This window comes from Listeria monocytogenes ATCC 19117 (assembly GCF_000307025.1).
Classification (GTDB): Bacteria; Bacillota; Bacilli; order Lactobacillales; family Listeriaceae; genus Listeria; species Listeria monocytogenes_B.
In genome coordinates, this window is the sequence record NC_018584.1 from 880916 (window position 1) to 901418 (window position 20503).

At 37.9% G+C, this 20503-nt stretch carries 12 protein-coding genes and 1 riboswitch; of the genes, 9 read left to right on the plus strand and 3 right to left on the minus strand.

What is annotated here, in order from left to right; translation table 11 throughout:
* Positions 1–20: 20 nt before the first annotated feature.
* Entirely contained in the window at positions 21–1742 is a 1722-nt protein-coding gene (locus LMOATCC19117_RS04340; RefSeq protein WP_012681182.1) for an ABC transporter ATP-binding protein, read from the plus strand.
* A 293-nt stretch (positions 1743–2035) separates the two neighbouring features.
* Positions 2036–3421 carry a hexose phosphate transporter Hpt gene (gene hpt, locus LMOATCC19117_RS04345; RefSeq protein WP_003734276.1) on the plus strand — a complete coding sequence of 462 codons (1386 nt, stop codon included), beginning with the start codon at positions 2036–2038 and terminating at the stop codon, positions 3419–3421.
* 107 nt (positions 3422–3528) lie between these two features.
* Here hpt and LMOATCC19117_RS04350 read toward each other — a convergent pair whose 3' ends face one another.
* Both LMOATCC19117_RS04350 and LMOATCC19117_RS04355 read right to left on the minus strand, forming a co-directional pair.
* Complete coding sequence (locus tag LMOATCC19117_RS04350; protein WP_003734277.1) at positions 3529–4740, minus strand: MFS transporter; 1212 nt, start codon at positions 4738–4740, stop codon at positions 3529–3531.
* A gap of 129 nt (positions 4741–4869) precedes the next feature.
* Positions 4870–5340 carry a MarR family transcriptional regulator gene (locus tag LMOATCC19117_RS04355; RefSeq protein ID WP_003724771.1) on the minus strand — a complete coding sequence of 157 codons (471 nt, stop codon included), beginning with the start codon at positions 5338–5340 and terminating at the stop codon, positions 4870–4872.
* A gap of 201 nt (positions 5341–5541) precedes the next feature.
* On the opposite strand from LMOATCC19117_RS04355, the gene LMOATCC19117_RS04360 reads away from it, so the two are divergent.
* The gene (locus LMOATCC19117_RS04360; protein ID WP_003734278.1) at positions 5542–8184 is read left to right on the plus strand and encodes a calcium-transporting ATPase; all 2643 of its coding nucleotides are present in this window, start codon (positions 5542–5544) and stop codon (positions 8182–8184) included.
* A gap of 451 nt (positions 8185–8635) precedes the next feature.
* On the plus strand, positions 8636–14719 hold the full coding sequence (locus tag LMOATCC19117_RS04365) for a bacterial Ig-like domain-containing protein (RefSeq protein ID WP_003734279.1): 6084 nt from the start codon (positions 8636–8638) through the stop codon (positions 14717–14719).
* Positions 14720–14856: 137 nt separating this feature from the next.
* Here LMOATCC19117_RS04365 and LMOATCC19117_RS04370 read toward each other — a convergent pair whose 3' ends face one another.
* Positions 14857–15114 carry a DUF1294 domain-containing protein gene (locus LMOATCC19117_RS04370; RefSeq protein WP_003724774.1) on the minus strand — a complete coding sequence of 86 codons (258 nt, stop codon included), beginning with the start codon at positions 15112–15114 and terminating at the stop codon, positions 14857–14859.
* A gap of 78 nt (positions 15115–15192) precedes the next feature.
* On the opposite strand from LMOATCC19117_RS04370, the gene LMOATCC19117_RS04375 reads away from it, so the two are divergent.
* From LMOATCC19117_RS04375 to LMOATCC19117_RS04395, 5 genes are all read left to right on the plus strand, one after another.
* The gene (locus LMOATCC19117_RS04375; RefSeq protein ID WP_003724775.1) at positions 15193–15570 is read left to right on the plus strand and encodes a RidA family protein; all 378 of its coding nucleotides are present in this window, start codon (positions 15193–15195) and stop codon (positions 15568–15570) included.
* A 64-nt stretch (positions 15571–15634) separates the two neighbouring features.
* Positions 15635–15732, plus strand: a riboswitch (SAM riboswitch).
* A 94-nt stretch (positions 15733–15826) separates the two neighbouring features.
* Entirely contained in the window at positions 15827–16930 is a 1104-nt protein-coding gene (locus LMOATCC19117_RS04380) for a 5-methyltetrahydropteroyltriglutamate--homocysteine S-methyltransferase (protein ID WP_003724776.1), read from the plus strand.
* Positions 16931–17034: 104 nt separating this feature from the next.
* Positions 17035–18135 carry an excinuclease ABC subunit UvrC gene (uvrC, locus tag LMOATCC19117_RS04385; protein WP_003734280.1) on the plus strand — a complete coding sequence of 367 codons (1101 nt, stop codon included), beginning with the start codon at positions 17035–17037 and terminating at the stop codon, positions 18133–18135.
* A gap of 169 nt (positions 18136–18304) precedes the next feature.
* Entirely contained in the window at positions 18305–19747 is a 1443-nt protein-coding gene (locus LMOATCC19117_RS04390) for an amino acid ABC transporter substrate-binding protein/permease (protein WP_003724778.1), read from the plus strand.
* The gene (locus LMOATCC19117_RS04395) at positions 19740–20468 is read left to right on the plus strand and encodes an amino acid ABC transporter ATP-binding protein (protein ID WP_003724779.1); all 729 of its coding nucleotides are present in this window, start codon (positions 19740–19742) and stop codon (positions 20466–20468) included. The genes LMOATCC19117_RS04390 and LMOATCC19117_RS04395 overlap by 8 nt, the downstream gene beginning before the upstream one ends.
* The last annotated feature ends 35 nt before the right edge of the window (positions 20469–20503 follow it).

Sequence of the window (20503 nt, forward strand, 5' to 3'; positions counted from 1 at the left end):
ATTTTTAAGGGGGGATTGTTATTCTAAAACGCTTTTTTAGTTATTATAAGCCGTATCGAACACTTTTTATCATTGACTTTGGTTGCGCCGTCTTAGCAGCTATTTTGGAGCTGGCTTTTCCAGTCGCGGTTAACCACGTGATTGATACATTACTTCCAGGAAAAGATTTTGGGCTGATTATTACTGCGGCACTTGCCTTATTATTCTTCTACATACTTAACACATTTATGCAGTACATTGTCACTTATTTTGGACATATGCTTGGTCTTAACATAGAAACAGATATGCGTAGAGATTTATTCAGTCATTTGCAAAAACAACCATTTGGCTTTTACGACAATCAGAAAACCGGAAAATTGATGTCACGAATGACGACTGACTTATTTGAAATTGGTGAAGTAGCGCATCATGGTCCAGAAGATATTTTTATTTCGATTATGTCCCTTTTCGGTGCTTTTTTCTTAATGTTGAATATCAATGTGAAATTAGCGATTTCGACGTTTATTCTAGTACCGATTTTGACTGTATTAATTGTTTACTTCAACAAACGAATGACCAAAGTAACAACCGGGATTTTTAAAGATTTAGGGAATTTTAATGCTGGAGTGGAAAATGCAATTAGCGGGGTGCGTGTCGTGCAAGCATTCGCCAACGAACCACATGAAAAAGGGCGTTTTAGAGTGCTCAACCAAGCGTATCGTCAGTCAAAATTAATGTTCTACAAAGTGATGGGCTTGAGTTTTTCGTTTAACTATTTTCTGATGCGATTGATTAGTTTATTTGCCCTTTTATTCGGAGCTTATTTTACGATTAATGGCGAAATATCATACGGGGAATTTGTCGGATTTATCTTGCTAACAAACGTGTTCATTCGACCAATCGAGAAAATCAACAACGTAATCGAAAGCTATCCAAAAGGCTTTGCAGGGTTTAAGCGATTCCTAGAAGTCATGGATACAGAACCAGCAATCCAAGACGAAAAAGACGCAAAACCAGCCAAGGCGTTCCGCGGTGACATTGCTTACAACCATGTATCTTTTGAATATAGCGATGGGAAAAATGTGCTAAATCATATAAATCTTTCTATCAAAGCCGGCGAAACCGTTGCCTTTGTTGGGCCAAGTGGAGCTGGGAAAACGACGATTTGTAATTTGTTACCACGTTTTTACGATGTGTCAGCTGGAGAGATTACAATTGACGGTGAAAATATTAAACGATTTACTTTACCGTCTTTACGAGCACAAATCGGTGTCGTGCAACAAGATGTCTTTTTGTTTTCCGGTACAGTTCGCGAAAATATTGCGTACGGAAAATTAGACGCTAGCGATGAAGAAATCGAGCATGTCGTGAAACTTGCCCATCTTTCCAAGGTAGTAGAAGAAATGCCAGATGGTCTTGACACCATCATTGGTGAGCGCGGAGTCAAACTTTCTGGGGGACAAAAACAACGGTTAGCTATTGCGCGAATGTTTTTGAAGAACCCACCGATTTTAATTTTAGATGAAGCGACGTCAGCACTTGATACGGAAACAGAGCAAGTGATTCAAGCCTCGCTAGAAGAGTTAGCGGAAGGAAGAACGACTTTAATTATCGCGCACAGACTCGCAACGATTAAGCATGCCGATCGAATTATCGTTGTAAATGAAACGGGCATCGCAGAAACTGGGACGCATAATGAGCTTTTAGCGCAAGATAATGGTGCCTATAAGCGATTATATGATGCTCAGTTTAATACGATTTAACGAGTAAAAACTTTCGGGTTTTAGGAAATATTTTACTAAAAGGAAAGCAGGAATTATTTGGGAACCCCAAGATAATTCCTGCTTTTTTATTTTCTGCATGATAACAAGTGTTAATGACGGAAATAGAATTTCTGTTTTATATTTTTAGCAGCGCAAAAGGGGAAATAAAGCATTTGGACAGCAGAGGTGATTGCTTTAGAAAAATTGATAGACTTTATATGGAAACGTTTGCGTAATAATGCTCATCGCATTCTAAATTTGGAATGAAAATTACACTTGAAAGGAAATTTATAATGTCATTATTCAGTTTAAAAAGAAAGAACTATTTTGTTCCACTAGAAATTCAAAGGCAACAATGGTTCAAACACTTTATCGTTGCATTTATGTCTGTATTTATTTGTTATCTAACGGTCTATCTTCTAAGGAATAACTTTAAAGCAGCTCAGACATTGTTAATTGAGCAGAACCATTTCAGCACCACAGAACTAGGAATGATTGGTTTAGCTTTTTCTGTTATGTACGGAATTGGAAAAACGATTTTAGGGTATGCCGTGGATGGAAGAAATGCTAAAAAAATAATGAGTTTTTTATTAGGGATTTCCGCCATTATATCAATTATTATTGGAATACTTTTAGTTACAAAGCAAGCAACAGTGGGTATATTGTTTATCCTTTGGGGAGCAAATGGATTTGTGCAATCACCAGGTGGACCGGCTTCCTATTCAACTATCACACGATGGACGCCAAAATTGAAAAGAGGAAGATGGTTAGGCTTTTGGAATGCCTCGCATAATATAGGTGGTGCTTTAGCGGGAATTGTTGCTTTTTGGGGTGCGACTACTTTCTTTAATGGCGGGGCAGGGGGAATGTTTATCGTTCCGGGTATCATTGCGATCATCATTGCAATTATTTGCTTCTCCGTGGGGCATGATGAACCAGAAGAATTAGGATGGAACTCTGCCGCTGAAATTTTTGAAGAGCGAGAAGAACAAGGAGAATCGGAGACAAAAGACCTTTCTAGATTTCAAATTTTGTGTCGATTTGTTATTAATAATCCTTGGGTATGGACTTTATGTGTCATAAATATATTCATCTATATTGTTAGAATTGGTATTGATAATTGGGCGCCCGTTTATTGTATTCAAGCGCTAGGATGGAGCACAAAAGATGCAATTATGACTATTTCTTTTTTTGAAATTGGAGCATTGCTAGGTTCATTATCGTGGGGCTGGCTCTCAGATATTATGAAAGGCCGCCGTATGCTTTGCTCTATTATTGCAGTTGTCATTGAATTTTTCATGTTAATTAGTTACTCGCAAGTTACAAGTGTTTATAGCATGTATACGGTATTATTTATTTTAGGATTCTTAGTATTTGGCCCCCAACTTTTAATTGGCGTGTCGGTGATAGAGTTTGTTCCTAGAAATGCTTTAGCTGTAACAAATGGCTTAACTGGAACGTTTGCATACTTATTCGGAGATTCTTTTGCTAAAGTCTTTCTAGGATATATCGCAGACCCAACAAAAGCGGGTATACAAATATTTGGCTATACTTTACACGGCTGGGGCGCAACTTTTACCATTATGTTTACAGCTTTAATTATTGCAGGCTTAATGATGATTCCAGTTGCATTAAAACAAGAGAAAATCATCCGACAAGCAAAAGTTTTACATCTATAAGTTGAAAAGTAATGAGTGAAGATAAACTAATTACTAAAAAGGTATCCTAATTAATAGTATAAGGATACCTTTTTCATTACAAAATGGTTTGTTAAATACGAAAAACATTATTTTGCTAAAGAAGTCTTTTTATAAAGAATAAAAATTGCAACAGTGATTAAAAGGACACCCATAATAGCAGGAGCAGCATGGCCAAGCGTAATATAAAGTTGCCCACCGATAACGGGTCCGATAATACGCGCCACCGACTGAATGGCTTGGCTACCTCCTTGAATCCGACCTTGTTCGCTAGCGCTAGCAGATTTTGAAACCATGCCGTTAAACGAAGGTCCGAAAATCGAGTCGCCAAAACCGAAAACGAACATCCCGATAACAAGTAGCGGCGCAAGTGTGAAAATCGAGGAAGCTGCAATAAGCAAATAGCCAATAATCTCAGCAATCATCCCCAAAATAGCTATTTGTTTGTCCGTTAACTTGAGTAGTAATTTTGGCATAACAAAAGCTTGCGACAAGATATCTTGAATTCCCATAATGGAAAACATCATCCCAATTAAAGCTGGCTTCCAACTGAAACTATCAATGGCGAATTGAGACATGACAGCTTGCAAGGAACCATTAGGAACCCAAATGAAAAATGCAGCAATCAGTAAACGTCCTAAGTTTTTGATGGTCAGAATTTTAAGCAGCTGGGAAAAAGGATTGAGTCGCATAAGCGGAATTCGTTTTAAACGATTTGCTTCTTCTAAACTCTCAGGCATGTAGAAATAACCGAATAAAAAGTTGATGAAAGTAATCGCTGCTCCAAAGAAAAATGGCATTGCGTAACCAAAGTGGGCAAGCAATCCACCGAAAGCCGGACCAAGCGCAGCACCCGCACCAGCTGCAGCGCTAACCCAACCAAAGTATTTCGTCCGCTCCTCTTGAGGCGTAATATCAGCAAAGAAAGCAAATAGTGTACTTATGCTACCACCAGTGATTCCTTCAAAAATTCGACCAAGAAAGAGCACCCAAAGCGCCCCACCAAGACCGAAAATAAAGTAACCAATCGCAGAGCCGATAAAACAAATGAGTAACACTGGTCGTCTGCCAAATCTGTCACTTAAAGCACCAAGACCAGGCGCAGCAAAGAACACGCAAAGCGCATAAACAGATGTGAGCAGTGTCACCATAAGCGCTTGATCACTAGCATTTGTTACGTAAGGTGTTACGAGAAACGGGACAACGGGCATAATAATACTAAACCCCATCCCACAAAGGAAGACAGATATAAGACCGAAAAGTAAAGTTTTCTTATTAATAATAGATTTAGTTGAAGACATGTAATACTCCTATCGATTGTAATTAGTGTCCTAGGAAACATAATTAGCTTAACTCGTTTTTGTTTCCTTGTCAACAAAAATAAAACAATAAAAAACAACCTAACTTGAAAAATTAGGCTGTTACTAGGTTTATTCGGATTTTTGATTGTAAACTTTCTGCATTTCATTATCTAAATGACGACTATATTTATCCACAAATTTTAACACTTCCGCATATTGTGCATCCGTTACGTCTTCGAAAACTACCTTGTCACGATCGAGGAATTCTTGATGCAAATCATCGTGGACTTGGTTAATTTCAGCGCCTTTAGCTGTTAGACGGAAATAAATTTCTTTCTTATTCTCCGGTTTTTGATAACTTTCAATATAGCCTTTATCCATCAGCTTTTTTGTAATTTTGCTAATCGCGCTCTTTGTCATATAGAAGGCTTCCGCGAGTTTCGTTACATTAGGATCTTCATTTTTGGCAATGTATTCGATGCAGTGGACTTCAGAAGGTTTATATCCCTCTAGCGCTTTTTCCATCTTCACTTTATTAATCCAAGCGAGCTTATTAAATAAATCTCTGACGTTCGCCATGACTTGTTCATTTTTATCCATGCCATGCCCTCCTACTCTATCTGCTTGTAGTATAGCTGTTTTTTGTGTCCGGTTCAACTATTTATTGCCTTTCGTAGCTAAAAGGGGAACTTGAAAGCGCTGTTTGTTAAGAGTGTGTAAATTTCCAGTGTTATCAATATTATTTCACTGTTAAGATTTGTTATACTTAACACATAAACTGTTTGGAAGGGGCTGACATGATTGGAGATATACCGCAAAAGCGCGGCAGAAACATTTACACAACTAGAAGCAACAGAACAAGGCTTAACAACTAGTGAGGTAACAAAACGACAAGAAAAATACGGTTTTAACGAACTGAAGAATAAAAAGAAAGATCCACTTTGGAAACTTTTCCTGGAAACATTTAAAGATCCAATGGTTATTGTTTTAGTCGTTGCTGCCTTAGTGCAGTTGGTTTTAGGCGAAGTGGTTGAATCGCTTATTATCTTTTTAGTACTTATTGTCAACTCGATTATTAGCGTAGTTCAGACGAGGAAAGCAGAAAGTTCGCTTGATGCATTACGAGAAATGTCTGCGCCGGTTGCCAAAGTAATTCGTGATGGCTCTAAGCAAAGTATTCATGCGCGCGAACTTGTTCCGGGTGACGTCGTTATTTTGGATGCTGGTGATTTCGTCCCAGCAGACGGCCGTTTGTTCGAAAGCGGCTCTTTAAAAATCGACGAAGGGATGCTTACTGGTGAATCGGAAGCGGTCGAGAAATATATTGATACCATTCCAGATGAAGTGGGGCTTGGCGACCGTGTGAATATGGTTTTCAGCGGTTCCCTCGTTGTATATGGTCGTGGGATGTTTGTTGTAACAGGCACAGCGAGCGAAACAGAAATCGGAAAAATCGCCGGACTTCTTGAAACAGCAGAAGCAAAACAAACACCACTACAAAGAAAACTAGAATCATTCAGTAAAAAGCTAGGACTCGGTATTTTAGCTCTCTGTGTACTTATTTTTGCAGTTGAAGCTGGTCGCGTATTACTCGGCGACAATTCAGCGGATATGGCAACGGCGATTTTAAATGCCTTTATGTTTGCCGTGGCCGTAGCTGTAGCAGCGATTCCGGAAGCACTTTCTTCTATTGTAACGATTGTACTTGCAGTTGGAACAAACAAAATGGCAAAGCAGCACGCGATTATTAGAAAGCTTCCAGCAGTTGAAACACTAGGCTCCACAAGCGTTATTTGTACAGACAAAACCGGAACGTTAACGCAAAATAAAATGACGGTCGTCGATTACTATTTACCCGATGGCACAAAAGAAAATTTCCCGGAAAGTCCAGAAAATTGGTCAGAAGGGGAACGCCGTTTGATTCATATTGCGGTACTTTGTAACGATTCAAATATTAACAGTGAGGGCAAGGAGTTAGGCGACCCGACCGAAGTGGCGCTAATTGCCTTTAGTAATAAAAATAATCAAGATTACAATGAAATTCGCGAAAAATTCATTCGTGAAGGCGAAATTCCCTTTGATTCAGATCGTAAGTTAATGTCTACGCTTCATACCTTTAATGAAAACAAGGCAATGCTAACAAAAGGCGGACCAGACGTGATGTTCGCGCGTTGCAGTTATGTTTTCCTTGATGGGGAAGAAAAGCCAATGACAGAAGAAATTTTAGCGAAATTAAAAGAAACAAATGAAGAATTTTCGAATCAGGCGCTCCGGGTCCTTGCTTACGGCTACAAACGGATGCCTGCTGATACAACTGAATTAAAATTAGAAGATGAGCAAGATATCGTTCTAGTTGGCTTAACTGCAATGATTGATCCGCCACGTGAAGCCGTGTATGCATCGATTGAAGAGTCCAAAAAAGCTGGCATTCGTACAGTCATGATCACCGGTGACCATAAAACAACGGCACAAGCAATCGGCCGTGACATTGGTTTAATGGATGCCGATGATATCGCATTAACAGGCCAAGAACTAGACGCAATGCCAGAAGAAGAACTCGACAAAAAACTAGAACATATCGCAGTCTACGCCCGAGTTTCACCAGAAAATAAAATCCGTATCGTCAAAGCTTGGCAGAAAAAAGGCAAAATCACAGCAATGACTGGCGACGGTGTCAATGATGCACCCGCTTTAAAACAAGCCGATATTGGTGTCGCAATGGGTAGCGGAACCGACGTTGCGAAAGACTCTGCCGCGATGATTCTGACCGATGATAATTTCGTTTCGATTGTGGATGCGGTTGGCGTTGGTAGAACCGTTTTTGACAATATTAAGAAATCAATTGCTTATCTATTTGCAGGAAACCTAGGTGCGATTATTGCGATTTTATTCGCGCTAGTGCTGGACTGGATTAACCCGTTCACTGCGTTACAATTACTATTTATCAACTTAGTCAATGACTCCTTACCAGCAATCGCACTAGGTATGGAAAAAGCAGAACCTGACGTAATGAAACGCAAACCGAGAGATATTAACGAAGGCATTTTTGCTGGTGGAACGATGCGCGCCGTTATCAGCCGCGGTGTATTAATCGGTATCGCTGTTATCATCTCACAATATATCGGGTTGCAAATTTCACCAGAGATGAGTGTTGCAATGGCATTTACTACGCTTATCCTAGCACGTACATTACAAACATTTGCAGCTCGCTCGAATGTCCAAACCGCATTTGGCGCAGGATTCTTCAGTAACAAATACGTAATCGGTGCGGTATTACTTTGTTTCGTCCTATACGGAATTACAGTATTACCAGGAGCTCGAGAAATTTTCTCAATCCCAGCATCATTTGGCCTACATGAATGGTCGATAGCAGCGGGGCTAGCACTTGCAGCAGTTGTGATGATGGAGATTATTAAATTAGTTCAGAATAAGTTTTTCAAATAAATTATATAAACACAGAAATCACTCGTTTTGCGGAGGATTTCTGTGTTTTTTCTTTCTATCCAAAATAACTTATGAGAATGATAAGTAGTCATTGCGCAGGTGAAAATTAATAATTAGTTGTTTTATTGGAAAAAGTACTAAAAAGGTAAAAAAACGATGAGATGAATTGTGTATGTGGTGAATTTTATTGGTGAATGGCTCTGAAAAAGGGAAGTGGAGAATCTTTTAAAAATTACTAACGATTCTTCATTTGTTAAATATGTCGGAATTGTGTCGGAAACCGCTTTTTTATATGACGAACTTTTGTATAAAATTCTTATATTCATTCTTTATTTTAAAAACTCATTTTAGTCATATGTACATAGAAGTTTTTAGCAAGTAATATAAGAGTTGCAATGTGATTACACATTATTTCGCAACTATAAAATATACTTTGAGGAGAGAACTCTTTATGATTAAAGCAACTAGAGCACGGCATTACCTCGTACTGTTAATGGCATTTTTCCTAGTACTAGGACAATTAAATTTAACAGCGCTTAAGGTTTTTGCAAAAGAAAATGGGAATGATGAGCTAACTTATGAAGTTCAGTCCAAATTGGCTGAAGATAAAAAATCAGCTGATTTAACCATTAAAGTAACACCAAAAAACGATCAGGTGAAAATCCTTACCATTGAAACACCTGATGGAGAGAAGAAAGAAGGCCAAGAAGTAAGCTATAAAGCCGAAAAAAATGGCACAACTAATTTCTTAATTAATTATCAAGATGCAAGCGAAGAAAAAGCAGAAACTAAAAAATATACTGCTTCTTATGAAGTAAATGATATAGTTTCAGATGATGAAGCAAATAAAGATAATACAACAGAGAAGGTAACTGAAAAAGAAGCTGATAATATTCAACCTCCTTCTACTAAAGATAGTAACAAAAATCTAAAATCACTTAAAGCAGGACAAACAACGGTTGATTTAAAAATACCTGATTATGACCAAACAGCATGGGCAAACGGTGATATTAAAGAAGTAACTGCAACAGTAAACTTTGGCGACAATACTTCTACTGGCAAAAAAGTAAATTTCACTTTACCAGATGGAATGCGTTTTGTTTCTTTGCCAGTGCCGAGCAACTATCAGGCTGGTTCGAATGTAGACAAAGGGGTTTTAAGTCATTTAGGGGCAAGTGATCCACTAGGAATAGCCATTACTTCGGTAAAAGTACCTGATAAAGAAAAAGCATATAATCAAGCCACTTTTGGAACAGTTAGTTATGAGCTAAGTCCAGGAACTGAAAAAGCGAGCTTTACTTTTTCTGTACGAGTAGATGCAGCAAAATATTACGGAGCAGTTGACTTAGCCACTCCAATAAAAACAGAAATTTTTATGGGTGAGACAACTTCACCAGTTGCTTCCGCGGAACAAGCGATTCATGCGGAAGGAAATAAGGTTGTAGGTTATACGAATCAGGATCATGTGAAAACTATGTTCCGAACTTGGTATAGTAATCAAAGGCTAACAGAAGTACTTGCAAGCACAGATACAACAGATTCTTATAACTATACAAAATCTTACTCTGTTGTGAATGGATTAAATAATTTAGACAACCGTGGATCAGCGTATTATCTAGCAAAAAACATAGAGATGACGCTTTATTATCCAGAAGGTATGGAGTTTGTAAACGTTGTGAATCATGGTGGTACGCCTTTAACGGATAATTCCAACCTAACTATTACTAATTATCCAAGTGAAAATAAGGTTGTAGTTGATTGTAAGCAATTAAATTTCAACTCAGCGAATAATTCTATTTACGGAGTCAAATATAAAGTGCCTAAAGGAACGCCTGTTGGAACTTATAGCACTGCAAAAGCGCCACATGCGGTTATCACAACGTATGATGGAGAAGTATTCGAAACCGATGCATTAACTAACAATACTAATGATTTAACTACTTTAGCTCCTCTAGATACTTGTAAAGTAGTTGATACTTCCAATAATAAAATGAATTTATTTTCAGCAAATGGAACAATCAACCCGGATAACGAAACTTGGGCTGGTAGTATCCAAATCGATAATAAAAGAACATCTGGTGTGAAGAAAAATCAAATGTATCACATTGAATTTGATCCTAACTGGGAAGCCTACATGGTCAATATCCCTTTTGATAGCACCATTTCAGAAAATAAAATAACTGATGTTCAATATAAAACAAATTTAAACGACACATTCCGAACGTATGAAGGAGCGCTCACTAAAAATAATAACCAAATGTATCGCTTAGATGCAAACGCAGTGGAGCTTCAAGAAGGTGAGTATTTCACAGAAGTGAAAGCGAATGTGGGAGACTTTTCACCTGGATATCAGAATACAGAAGCTTCGGCTACCTATCGTTGGAACTCAACTGTTTCGTACGGAAAAGTTAAGCCAGGAATTACATCAGTTCAATATAAAGGTTCCATTTGGGATGCTGATGATGAGGCCGAAACAAAATCTTCTGCGACATCAACTTATAGTGTTTTAAATACAGAAAGTACCGCAGCAAATGGTACGGCTGCTTTCTACGATAAAGCTGGTAATGTAGTAAAAACAGCTAGTCCAGGAGAAACCATTAAAACAAAAGCAACATTACTTTTATCAGACTATCCTTATGGGACTAGAACTGTACTCAATAATCCAGAAGTATATTTACGTGCTTTAGAAGGTACAAAAGTTCTGCCTTCTTCTATTAAACTGACAGACCAAGATGGGAAAGATGTTAATTTCTCCATTCAGCAGGAAACGGCAAATAATGGAGATAAGGTTTATGTATTAAAGACAACGGATGTTTCCGTAGGGGCATTTACGGGATACCCGGCTAAGAGTAAATTTCTAAATATCAGTTACGACACAACATTTGATGTAACATTAGCTAAGAGTATCAATATGGATGCACAAGAAGTCCTTGCATGGGGCGGCCCCAATGTTGCTTCCGCAATTGCCAATAATAACTTTTCAGATGTAGGTCTAGATGTTAATAAAAATGGCAAAGACAATGAAAAATTACTTTCTGTTAACAGTAGTACTTTAAGTGTTCCAAAACAAGACACCGTTGCAGTGGAAACTTTCTTGAGCATAGCTGGAGAAGGAGAAAAAGCAGCTTATACTGAAGGCGATGATAGTACAGTTTCTTACTTCACACCAGGAACAGATGCTGAATACACAGTTCAAATCACTAACGCATCTAATGGGGAAGCAACCACTTTTGAACTTTATATTCCAATCCCAAAAACTGGTCAAAACTTCGGAGAAAAATTCCAAAGTGAAGCATTTAAGTGGGACATGAAGTTAAATAGCGCACTTGCAATTAATGACGAACAGAAAAATCAATTTGAAGTGAGCTATGCAACGCAAGCCAATGAAAATAATTATGACTCAACTAGTATTTATACAGAGACAGTGTCAGATTATGAAAAAGTAAATATGGTTCGAATTAAAGTAAAAACGCAAATTAATGCTGGAGAAGCACAAACTTTCAAAGTTCCACTTAAAGTAGACGAAACTTTTGATTCTGCGACGGAAGGGAATAAGATTGGTGAACGTGATGTTTACAATCCTTTCTACCGAGTAATAACCAATACTTTCTCTGGTTCATTATCAGGAACAAAAGTAGGGGCTGAACTTGTCATTGGCGAAGTTTCGGGAACATTATTTAATGACAAAGATGTTAACGGGATTTATGAAAAAGCAAAAGGTGATGAACCATTAGCTAATGAAACAGTGGAGCTTTATAAGTGGAATGATGCAACCTCTAATTATGAACCTGCTAAGAAAGCGGGAGAAAATGTAACTACTAAAACTAATAGTGATGGGAAATACAGCTTTGATTACAATTCTGGTGTAGGCTATGGTAATTATGCTGTGAAATTCCCAGAAAAAGCAGGTTATCAATTTACGTTGAAAAATGTAGGAAAAGATGTCACATTAGACAGTGATGTACCATACAGCGGTGCAGAAAAAGGTTGGAATAAAGAAATTGATCCAACACAACCAAACGCACAATATATCAATGCGGGATACTATGCTTATAATCCTACGCAAGATTTAAAAGTTAACTTAAATGAAAAACAAGTTCAAATGGGTCGCAGCTTAGAAATCACTTTACCAAAAGTAGCTTCAACCACTGGACAAGCTGCCGAAGATACCATTGAACCAAGCTTCTTTAAGAATATTAAAGCAGCAACAAATGGCTACAAATGGACTGTTGCAGATACCAATGTAGCGACAGTACAAACGTTAGCTGATGGATCAGCTGCTGTCGTAGGTGTTTCCACAAACAATAAAACGATTGACGTAACGGATTTAACGATTACAATTCAAGATATTTTTGGTACAGAACAAAGCTCCACAGCTCCAGTATATGTTACTGGAACCGAGGGACAGGTTGCGCAACAAGACGGTTACACTATGGGTGCGACTGACTTTTCGATGGAGTATAAAGAAGCCACTGAATTAACGAAAGCTCAGGCACTAACTCTCGCGAAAACAGCCGCTTTTGAAGAAGTAAAAGATGGTGTTAATTCAAGCGCAGAAGATCGTTTAGATTCAGTACAAGTGAGTCAAACACAACTAGATGCAATAAAAAATGGTTCCAACCAAGGTAGTGTGTATCCATTAACTTACTCGATAACTAAAGATAGCAAAACTGTCTCAGTAACTATTCAAGTAACGGTAGCGAAAGATTTAACAGCGGTGAACGCACATGATTCTACTATTTATATAGGAGATGCATGGGAAGAAAAAGACAACTTTGATAGTGCGACAAATAAAGAAGGTGCCACTGATATAGCGTTTAGCGATGTGACAGTTACAGGAAGTGTGAATACAGCAGTAGCCGGTGTTTATCCAGTGACCTACACTTACAATGGCGTCTCTAAAAAAATTAATGTTACTGTCAAAGCTATAAAAACAGCAGTGAACGCACATGATTCCACAATCTATACAGGTGACACATGGAATGCGAGAGATAACTTTGATAGTGCGCTTGATAAAGATGGTAATTCTGTTGCCTTTGCTGATGTAACAGTGACAGGAAGCGTTAATACAAATGAAACTGGTACAAATACTATCACTTATAGCTACGATGGCGTTTCTCAAACTATTACAGTTACTGTTGTAGAAAATAAAGAAGGTATCAGTGCACATGATTCTACAATCTATGCAGGAGAATCATGGAATGCAAAAGATAACTTCGACAGCGCTTTTGATAAAGATGGGAATGCGGTTGACCTAGAAGACGTTACAGTCACAGAAAAACCAACCGTTGATACAACAAAAGCAGGTGCTTACGAAGTCACTTACAAATATGGAAAAGTATCGAAAAAAATCACTTTAACAGTGAAAGCTAAATTAACAGCAGTCAACGCACATGATTCCGCGATTTACATCGGAGATACGTGGAGTGCAGAAGATAACTTTGACAGTGCGCTGGATATAGATGGCAATTCTGTCGCTTTTGCTGATGTCGAAGTTAAAGGAACCGTTGATACAGACAAAGCTGGAACATATCCAGTCACGTACACATATGACGGTGTCTCAAAAACAATTAATATCCAAGTAAAAGACATCTTAACAGCGGTGAACGCGCATGATTCTGAAATTTATATAGGGGACAACTGGAATGCCAAAGATAATTTTGACAGTGCCCAAGATAAAGACGGAAACACAGTAAATTGGAATGAAATCAATGTTTCGGAAAATCCAGCAGTTGATTTAGAAACAGTTGGTGTTTACCAAGTGACTTATAGTTATGGCGGTGTTTCGAAGACAATTAATCTGACTGTTCATCCAAGAAAAACAAGTCTAGAAGTCCATGACTCCACAATGTATACAGGAGATAAATGGAAAGCAGAAGACAACTTTGATAATGCTACAGATAAAAAAGGTGACCAAATTCCTTTCAAAGATGTAACTGTAACCGGACAAGTTGATTCTAAAACAGCAGGCACGTATGAAATAAGCTATATCTATGATGGATTGAAAAAAGTAGCACGAATTACTGTAATCAAAAATCAAGCACAAATCACTGTAAAAGATAGCGTCATTCCATACGGAGGAAAATGGGAAGCAGAAGCTAATTTTATAGGTGCGACAAACCGAGATGGTGTAGCAATTCCTTTCTCCAAAATTAAAGTAGATGGTACAGTAGATGTAAATAAAGCTGGTACGTACAAAGTGATTTATACGTATGATCCGAATGAAGGAACAGCGGATGCAGGTAAGAAAGAACTTTCTGTTACAGCTAATATTCAAGTAGAAGCAGAATTTGTAAAACCTATAAAACCAGTTGACCCATCAAAACCAACAGATCCTAAAAAACCATCAACAGAAAAAACACCATTGAAAGTAGTTGATAACAAGCAACATACTGCAACATATGAAGCAGCAAAACCATTACCAAAAACAGGAGACCAAACAAATAATTGGGTAATCTGGACAGGCATTTGCTTGCTAAGTATGAGCATGCTTCTATGGGTGGTAATGAGAGGAAGAAAGAAAAACTATCAGTAAGAGGAACCAACAGATAAAGGAAAGACAATAAGAAGGTAAACTAAATACCGACCAGATTTTTCTGGTCGGTATTTTTTTATCGAGAAATATAGAAGTTAATTGATGTTTTTTTGAGGTAATGCTACTGATTTGTTAATTCAGTACAACCACCAAATCACCATTCCAACAGTCCAAACCATCGCAAGCGGCACTAAAATCCGGAACTTTGGTTTTTGGGTTTTATGGTGAAATAGTTGCATCGACATCCAGCTACCAAACGCCCCACCAAGAAAAGCGGTGAAAAGCAGTACAGATTCAGGTATCCGGTAAGCGTGTTTAATTGCTTTCCGTTTATCAACAGCGAATAATAGAAAAGAAACAAGCGTTATCGCGATTAAATATATCGTTAAAATCATTTAGAAATCCCCCTTCATTGCTAAAACAAACTTTATTGATTAGAATAAAAGCATACCATAAAAGAAAGCAGGGATAAAATGGCAAAAGAAATTATTCAAACATCGTCAGCCCCAAAAGCACTTGGACCATACTCGCAAGCTGTAAAAGTGAATGGACTTATTTTTACATCAGGTCAACTCGGTATTAACCCGGAAACCGGCGAATTAGCAGATGGCACGACAAAACAAGCCGAGCAAGCTTTTAAAAATATAGCAGCAGTATTAGCAGAAGCTGGTTCTGGACTGGACAAAATTATTAAAGCAACTGTTTTCTTCAAAGATTTAAATGAATTTAAGGCCGTGAATGAAGTGTATGCGACATTCTTTTCTAGTGATTTTCCCGCGAGAAGTGCTTTCCAAGTAGCAAAATTACCGCTTGATGCTGCAATTGAAATCGAAGTTATCGCAGAAGCATAAATATTCAGAAATAAATTTGACAACCACAAGAAATAAACGATATAATAAGAACCAATTACATAGCAACTTATCAAGAAAGGTGGAGGGTTCTGGCCCCGTGAAGCCTTGGCAACCGGAAGTTTCACGGTGCCAAATCCAGCAGGTAACACTGACAGATAAGGCACGCGAATCAGGTAAATTACTCTTTCCCTTAAAAGCTGTCTTTTAAGGGAAAGTTTTTTTATACATAAAAATAATGAGAATTGAGGCGAAGAAAATGAATCAACTAGCACCATTTTATGCAGATCATGTGGGAAGTATATTAAGAACAAAGGGAATTAAGGACGCACGAGAGAAATTCCAAAGTGGTGAAATAACAGTCTCAGAGTTGCGCAAAATCGAAAATACAGAAATTAAATATATCGTTGAAAAACAGAAAGAAGTGGGCTTAAAATCAATCACAGATGGCGAATTTCGTCGTGCGTGGTGGCATTTTGACTTCTTGGAAAATTTGGACGGGGTAGAAGGGTACGATGCGGCTGGAGGTATTCAATTCAGCAAAGTCCAAACAAAATCACATTCGGTAAAAATTACCGGACCAATTGACTTTACGACACATCCATTTATAGAAGATTTTATTTTTCTTAAAGAGGCTGTGGGTGACAAGCATGTCGCGAAACAAACTATTCCAAGCCCAGCGATGCTTCATTATCGTGGGGATATAGAGTATCAGCCTTATTTAGATGATGCGGAGAAGTTTGCCAAAGATTTAGCTGTTGCGTATCAAAAAGCGATTCAAGCATTTTATGATGCCGGTTGTCGGTACTTGCAATTAGATGATACGTCGTGGAGTTATTTATGCTCTGATGAACAGCGTGAAGTCGTTCGCCAGAGAGGTTTTGACCCAGATACTTTACAAGAAACATATAAAAATCTTATCAATGATGCTATCAAATATAAACCAGCTGATATGGTCATTACGATGCACATTTGTCGTGGGAATTTCCGCTCCACTTGGATTGCAGAGGGCGGCTATGGCCCCGTTGCAGAAACGTTATTTGGCAAACTAAATATCGATGGTTTCTTTTTGGAGTATGATAATGAACGTTCTGGAGATTTTGCGCCACTAAAAAATGTCACCCGTCCAGACTTGAAAATCGTTCTAGGCTTAATTACATCCAAAACAGGTGAATTAGAGGACGAGGCAGCCATTAAAGCACGGATTGAAGAAGCGAGTGAAATTGTGCCTCTAAGCCAGTTGCGCTTAAGCCCGCAATGCGGTTTCGCCTCGACAGAAGAAGGCAATATTTTGACGGAAGAAGAGCAGTGGGATAAATTGCGATATGTTGTCCGGCTTGCGAAAGATATCTGGGGCGAATAATAAATGAGGAGAACTAGCCGAAGAGTTTGTGCTAGTTCTTTTTGTGTCTTTACAAAAAGGATGACTAGGGATAGAATAGATGTTCTAGAAGGAGGGGGAGCCCTTTGGACGATAAATTACAAAAGAAATTGACCTTATTACCTGAATCACCAGGTTGTTATATTTATAGAGATGAAAATAATGAAATTCTTTATATTGGTAAATCTAAATGTTTGAAAAACCGTGTAAAGTCTTATTTTCATAGCAAACAAATTGGGAAAACTGCAAGACTTGTTAGGCAAATTCGAGATTTAGAATTAATTATTACAACCTCCGAAAAAGAAGCTTTACTACTCGAAATGATCTTAATTCAAAAATACCAGCCACCTTTTAATATCCAGCTAAAAGAAGGAACGAGCTACCCATATATCAAAATTACGAACGAAAAAAATCCGCATATCGAAGTTGTGTTTGAAGTAAAGCGAGACGGCGCGCATTATTTTGGTCCTTATCCAGGTCGTTTTTCCGCAAGACAGACGGTGGACCTAATTGAAAAATTGTTTCCACTTTGTCGATGTGACGGTAAGCCAGGACGACCATGTTTGTACTACCATCTTGGATTATGCTTAGGTCCATGCCAAGCCGAAATTGATCCGGCAGTTTATAAAAAACAGATCCATAAAATTAGTCGTTTTCTTGAAGGCGACGTGAAAAATGTGAAGGATAAACTACTGGGGGACATGTTAACTGCAACCGAAAATCTTGAATTCGAAAGGGCGGCAGAACTTCGAGATAAAATACACGCTATTAATGAGACAATCGAAAAGCAACATATTATTTTTCCTGGCCTAAAAAATCGGGATATCATTGGTTGCTATGAACAAGATAACCATTTAAGTGTCTTCGTTTTCTTCGTTCGAAATGGCGCAATCAATGGAAGTAAATGGCACGTTTTCCAAATTGAAAAATCCCTTCAAGAAGATTTAGCCAAATTTCTCAATCAATTTTATAAAGATCCTAACAATATTCGACCAAAAGAGTTGTTAATCGCTGAAAAAATAGATAAGAGCTTACTGAATGAGCAGCTTAGAAAAGCTTGTTTATTTCCACAAAAAGGCGGTAAGAAGAAACAAGTAGACCTGGCTATCGAAAATGCGAAAAGTGCTTATATTGCTTACGCAAAAATGAAAGAATATGATTTTGAAATACAACTAAACAATCATTAGAAGCTAATTTTTAACGATTAGCTTCTTCTCTTTGTTGTGTTGAAAATCTTATCTTAAATAACTATGGTCAATAACCTACCCTTATGGTAAAATCTTACGAGTACGGAAAAAATTTATGCTACATAAAACATTTAATTAAAGTTAAACACATATAGAGGGAGGACACAATATGAAGAAATTTTCACGCTTCATACTAATGATGGCAATCGCTTGTGTTGCCGCATTTATTTTCACAGGAAACGGGTTAAATGCAAAAGCTGCGGAAGAAACTTACTTGATTGGTACAGACACAACCTTTGCACCTTTTGAATTTGAGAAAGATGGAGAACATGTCGGAATTGATATGGACATCCTAAAAGCAATTGCAAAAGACCAAAATTTTAAATATGAAATTAAAGCAATGGGATTCAATGCAGCGGTACAAGCACTAGAAGCTAACCAAGTAGACGGTGTTATCGCTGGGATGAGTATTACAGACGAACGTAAGCAAAAGTTTGATTTCTCCGATCCATACTTTGATTCTGGTGTCGTTATGGGGATTTTGAAAGATAACGACGAAATCAAAACTTACGACGACTTAAAAGGAAAAAAAGTAGCTGTTAAAACAGGTACAGAAGGTTACGCCTTCGCAGAAAAAATCAAAGATAAATACGACTTTGATATTGTTGTGTTTGATGACTCAGCTCAAATGTATGACGATGTTAAAACAAGAAATTCTGTAGCATGTTTTGATGATTATCCCGTACTAGCTTACGGCGTTCAAACAGGTAACGGTTTAAAAATTGTTACTGAGAAAGAAAAAGGAAACTCCTATGGTTTTGCTGTCAACAAAGGCAAAAATCAAGAACTTTTAGAGAAATTCAATGCTGGATTAGTTAATATTAAAGCAAGCGGCGAATATGATAAAATTTTAGAAAACTACTTAGGTAAAAATGCGATTAAAGAAAATACAACTGAAAAAGGCTTTATGGGAATTATTAAATCTTCTTGGCCAGCACTATTATCCGGTTTGTGGTTGACGATTAGATTAGCCGTAGTTTCGCTAATAATCGCCTTCATTATTGGGATTACATTCGGATTTATGAAAGTGAGCAATAGCAAAATCTTGCGCGGGATTGCGACTGTTTATGTCGATATCTTCCGTGGAACACCATTAATTGTACAAGCATTCTTCTTCTACTTTGGTATTCCAGCAGCACTTGATTTCAGGATGCCTGTATTCTTAGCCGGGGTTATCGCGCTAAGCTTGAACGCCGGTGCCTACATGGTCGAAATCGTTCGCGGTGGTATTCAATCAGTCGACAAAGGACAAATGGAAGCAGCAAGAAGTCTTGGTTTACCACATAAAAAAGCTATGATGAAAGTTGTTCTACCGCAAGCAATTCGAATGATGATTCCATCCTTTATTAACCAATTTGTTATCACGCTTAAAGATACATCAATTATGTCGGCCATTGGACTCGTCGAACTAACACAATCGGGTAAAATCATTATGGCGCGTACATTCGAAAGTACTTGGACATGGCTAATCATCGGAATTATGTACCTTATCGTTATTACCATTTTAACGAAAATATCCGATCGTTTAGAAAGGAGATTACGAAATGACTAAACTTAAAGTAACTGGACTGAAAAAGAGTTTTGGCGCAAATGAAGTCTTAAAAGGCATTGATATAGAAGTAAAAGAAGGCGAAGTAGTTTGTGTCATCGGACCTTCTGGATCTGGTAAAAGTACATTTCTTCGTTGTATGAATAACTTGGAAGAAATTACTGCTGGCGAAGTAGTGGTCGATGATTTTAATATTACGGATAAAAAAGTGGACATCAATAAAGTTCGCGAAAATATCGGCATGGTTTTCCAACATTTTAATCTTTTCCCGCATTTGTCTGTTTTAGAAAATATCACATTAGCACCTGTTGAATTGAAAAAAATGGATAAAGAAGCCGCGAAAAGTAATGCTTTACGTTTATTAGAACAAGTTGGCTTACGAGAAAAAGCAGAAGAATTTCCTAATCAACTGTCTGGTGGACAAAAACAACGGGTGGCGATTGCGAGAGCACTTGCAATGGATCCTGATATTATGTTGTTCGATGAGCCAACGTCAGCGCTTGATCCAGAAATGGTAGGGGAAGTTTTAGGCGTTATGAAAGAATTAGCTAAAGGCGGCATGACGATGATGATTGTTACACACGAAATGGGTTTTGCTCGTGAAGTTGGCGACCGAGTTATCTTTATGGATGGTGGCTATATTGTTGAAGAAGGCAAGCCGGCTGATATTTTTGATAACCCAACCAACGAAAGAACGATTAGTTTCTTAGATAAAGTATTATAAACAAAAAGCAAGATGACTCTGGAATTTCCAAAAGC

Bases quoted from the DNA above. Each gene is read 5' to 3' on its own strand.
- LMOATCC19117_RS04395 (WP_003724779.1), top strand. From the start codon at position 19,740: ATGACTAAACTTAAAGTAACTGGACTGAAAAAGAGTTTTGGCGCAAAT.
- hpt (WP_003734276.1), top strand. From the start codon at position 2,036: ATGTCATTATTCAGTTTAAAAAGAAAGAACTATTTTGTTCCACTAGAA.
- LMOATCC19117_RS04365 (WP_003734279.1), top strand. From the start codon at position 8,636: ATGATTAAAGCAACTAGAGCACGGCATTACCTCGTACTGTTAATGGCA.
- LMOATCC19117_RS04355 (WP_003724771.1), bottom strand. From the start codon at position 5,340: ATGGATAAAAATGAACAAGTCATGGCGAACGTCAGAGATTTATTTAAT.
- LMOATCC19117_RS04390 (WP_003724778.1), top strand. From the start codon at position 18,305: ATGAAGAAATTTTCACGCTTCATACTAATGATGGCAATCGCTTGTGTT.
- LMOATCC19117_RS04350 (WP_003734277.1), bottom strand. From the start codon at position 4,740: ATGTCTTCAACTAAATCTATTATTAATAAGAAAACTTTACTTTTCGGT.
- LMOATCC19117_RS04370 (WP_003724774.1), bottom strand. From the start codon at position 15,114: ATGATTTTAACGATATATTTAATCGCGATAACGCTTGTTTCTTTTCTA.
- LMOATCC19117_RS04380 (WP_003724776.1), top strand. From the start codon at position 15,827: ATGAATCAACTAGCACCATTTTATGCAGATCATGTGGGAAGTATATTA.
- LMOATCC19117_RS04375 (WP_003724775.1), top strand. From the start codon at position 15,193: ATGGCAAAAGAAATTATTCAAACATCGTCAGCCCCAAAAGCACTTGGA.